This window comes from Paenibacillus cisolokensis (assembly GCF_018403665.1).
Lineage (GTDB): Bacteria > Bacillota > Bacilli > Paenibacillales > Paenibacillaceae > Paenibacillus_AH > Paenibacillus_AH cisolokensis.
Map to the genome: position 1 here is coordinate 1 of NZ_BOVJ01000257.1, position 3,652 is coordinate 3,652.

The 3,652-nt window shown below is 68.4% G+C and carries 2 protein-coding genes; both read right to left on the reverse strand.

Translation table 11 applies throughout. The annotated features are described in order from the left end of the window. Positions 1-385 precede the first annotated feature (385 nt). Positions 386-913 carry a hypothetical protein gene (locus PACILC2_RS25670; RefSeq protein WP_213531840.1) on the reverse strand — a complete coding sequence of 176 codons (528 nt, stop codon included), beginning with the start codon at positions 911-913 and terminating at the stop codon, positions 386-388. Positions 914-1,086: 173 nt separating this feature from the next. Next, the coding region (locus tag PACILC2_RS25675) for an SbcC/MukB-like Walker B domain-containing protein (protein ID WP_213531842.1) at positions 1,087-3,652 on the reverse strand (2,566 nt) is incomplete at its 5' end.

Genomic DNA, 3,652 nt, shown 5'->3' on the forward strand with positions numbered 1-3,652 from the left:
GCGATTGTCAGATTCGTTAGGCTTCTCTTGCCATGAGAATGTCACGGTTCGCCGGTCGCCTCGAATCGGGTTCGTGCACCTTGGCCCGTGCTTTTGCCTCCGGCTCCGATTCACTCTTGCCCGAGCCCGCTGAGTGATGGATTTGCCATGCCATTGTCCTTCACTTTCAGGATGGCTTTAGTTTGACAGGCTTGGCTAAGATTGAACAGGCGGGCTGGGTTTGACGCTTGCCGTCCTGACCTGGCCGACCGGCCGGGCCGAACTTGACGGGCTTCATGCGCTTCGAACCTTCATTGACCTTCGCCGGCGGCTCCGAACCCGGACATCGCGTCGAGCAGTTGTCCCCCGATGACGGCCCAGCCGCCGCCGCCGTTTTGCAGACGGATCAAAACGATTTGTTGTCGCCCGCCGAAGTGTCGAATTTGTCCAGAATACCTTGCATTTGTTCGTAAGCGGCGCGAATCGCCAGTATTTCCTCCCGCTCGGCTGCGGTCAGAACGCCCGCTCCGTTCGCAATATCGCCGAACGACCGCTCGACGGAAAGAATGAAGTGCGAAGCGCTGCGGCGTTCCGCAGCTGCATCCTCCCCGCTGATTTTCACCGCCGTTTCCGTGAATTCGGCCAGCAAGTCCGCATCCCGAAGCGACAGGCCAAGCCTGTACAGCGCCGACGCGCGCTCTTCCGGGGATACCGCTTCCAGCAAGCCGGCCGTCCCGTCCATGACGGACGCGACGTGCCGCTTCGCCCCTTCGGCCGCCCGAACAATCTGTTTACCGTTCTCGACGCCCCGATCCATTCCGTTCTTCAAATAGAGCGTGTACAGCAGCACGTTGCCCATCAGGCTGAACACAAGCAGAACAAGCGTAACGGCAAGCGCATATGAGCGTTTGGTCGATTTGGATTCCAACTTCATACTCCCTCTTTTCCATACCGTACAGTTACGGCAAGCTTAATAGGCGCGGCGCCAGAGCCGGGCCGAAAGGCGGCGGCTCCCCGTCCATGGCGCAAGGCGCTTCGCCGCTCTCGATACCCGGCTGCATGCGGCGGCAACCGGAAACATAGGCGCACAGCCCGAGGCGCAAGGCGTCACATCGTTTCGATCGCGACGCGGCTGCCCGCCCCCGACGGCTCCGCAGGCGTAACGATCAGCCGTCTCGGCAGCCGGGCCCTCAGCTCCGGCACATGGCTGATGACGCCGACAGCCAGTTCGCTCGTGTGCAGCTTTTCCAGCGCGGCAATGACCGTCTCCAGCAATTCCGGATCGAGCGTGCCGAATCCTTCGTCCAGAAAAAAGAATTGCAGCGGATGCCGCCCGCGCAGCTGAATTTGCGCCGATAGCGCGAGTGCGAGCGAAAGCGAGGCAAGGAAGGTTTCCCCGCCGGAAAGCGTCGACACCGGCCTGCGGATGCCGCCGTTCGCGTCGTCGCGGATGACGAAGCCGCCGCCGGAATCGACCTCCAGCGCGTATCTCCGCTTCGTCAAGTAGCCGAGACGCTCCGATGCGACGCGGCATACCTGGACGAGCTGCTCCTCGGCTATGTATTCCACAAACGCATTGCCCCGAAAGACGGACTGCAGCTTGGCGAGACGGCCCTGCAGCTCCTGCAGCCCGCGCCGCTTCTCCTCGAGCTCCGTCCAGCGCTCGTGCTTGCCGGCCAGTTCGTCCCGATCGCGCTGCGCCCTTGCTTCCGCCTGCAGCTTCTCTTCGCTCGCCCGCTTCGCGGCGGTCCAGGCTTCAACGCAAGCGCTCCATTCTTCGTCCGTCACCGAGCGACCGCCGAGCTGCTCGCGGAGCAGCTCCACCTGAGCCGCCAGCTGCTTCTCGGCCTCGCGATGCCGGGCGATCGCAGCTTCCATCGCTTCCTTCTGCGGCAGCAGCCCGCGCAGCGACGCAACGGCTTCGGCGCTCTCGAATTCCGAACCGGCAAGCAGCTCATCCCAATGCGCGGAAGCCGCGGCCAGCCGTTCGGCGGCGGTCTGCTCGGCTTCTTCCGCCGCGGCCCGGCGCTCGGCGCTCTGCTGCAGGGCGGCCTGGGCCGCCTCATGCTCGCGCTGTGCGGCCTGCAGCCGGTCGCGCAGCGACTTCAGCTCGCGCTCGGCTTCGGCAATCAGCTCGGCGGCGGGACGGCCGCCGGTCCATGCCGCCAGCCGTTCGCGCTGATCCGCCGCCAGCCGGCGGTCGCCCTCCAGCGCGGCGGCCGCCTGCACGGCTTCCAGCTGCGCCTGCCGCTCCGCCTCCTGCAGCTCGGCAAGCAACTGCCGGTGCTCTTCCAGAAAGGTGACGCTCCGTTCGAGCCGCTCCTTCAAATCGTCCGTTTCTTTGTCGCGGCGCTCCCAGTCGGCGAGCGTCTCCTCCGCCTTCTCCGGCGGCAGGCCGGGAAACTCTGCGGCCCACCGCCCGTCATCCGCCGCCATTGCCGCTTGCGCTTCCTCCGCCCTGCGCCGCACCGCCGCTAGCGGGCGCTCCAGCGCCCTTAGCTCGGCGGCCGCAGTCTCGGCAAGGCTTCGCGACTCGTTCAACCTTTTCAAGGCGGCAGTCAGCTGCTGCCCGAAGCGCCCGAGCTGCATCTCGCACGTCCGGCGCCGCTCCTCCGCCGCCTCCAGCGCCGCGGAAGCTTCGGCAAGTCCGGGCGCTCCGGCGAATTCCGGCATCGCTCCGGGCGCCTGCGGAGTCGCGGCGACCGCGGCGGCCGCTTCAGCCGCCCACGCGCCGAGCAAGTCGCGGGCCGCGCGGCCGGCCGCATCGTCGGCGGAACGCAGCGGTTCGCCATGCAGGCCGTCTGCCGCTTCGCGCAGCTTGGCCAGCCATTCGTCTGCGCGGTGCCGGACAGGCGCAAGCGCGAGGAGCGCTTCCTGCATCCGCCGCAGCAGCCGCTCCCAAGCGGCAGCGCCGCCCTCGATCGCGTCTGCGGCGTCGGCAGCACCGGCGGTGGCGGCAGCGGTGGCAGCCGGCTGCGCGTTCGGCGCCGATTGGCCGTGCAGCGCCGGATGGCTGCAGGAGCCGCATACGGGGCAGGGCGCTCCGTCGGCCAGCTCCGCCGCAAGCTGCGCGGCAAGCCGCCAGCGCTCCAGCTCCCGCTCCCGCTGCCTTTCCCGCTGAAGCGCCGTCTCGGCTGCGGCCGCAAGACGCCGCAAGCCGTCTTCCAGTTCGCCGAGCGCCGCCGCAACCGGCGAAACCTCCCGTTCGGCCGCGGCCAGCTCCCGCCGCTCGCGCTCGAGCGCCGCTTCGGCCTGGCGGCAGTTGTCCGCCGCTTCGGCGGCGGCCTTTTCCTGCGCGGCCAGCTCTTCCCGGGCGGCGGACAGCTGTGCCGCCAGCGCCTGCCGCTCCTGCAGGCGGCGCGACAACAGCAGGCGCTGCTGGCGCTCGTGCGGCTTCAGCTCAACTGCCTGCAGCGCCGCTTTCAACTTGCTCTGCCGCGCCGTGCCGCGAGCCAGCTTCTCGTTCGTTTGGGCGGCCTGCTCGCCATAACGCCGCTGCCGTTCGACGGCGTCCGCATGGCGGCGCTCGCCGTCCTCGATCGCTCGCGCAAGCTTGACGGCTTCTTCCTCGAGCCGCAGCGCTTGCGCGAGCTGGTCGAGCCGCAGCGCCAGGCGCGGCTCGGCCTCAGCCGCGGCGGCGCTCGCCGCGGTCCATGCGGCGGCGGCCGCCGCG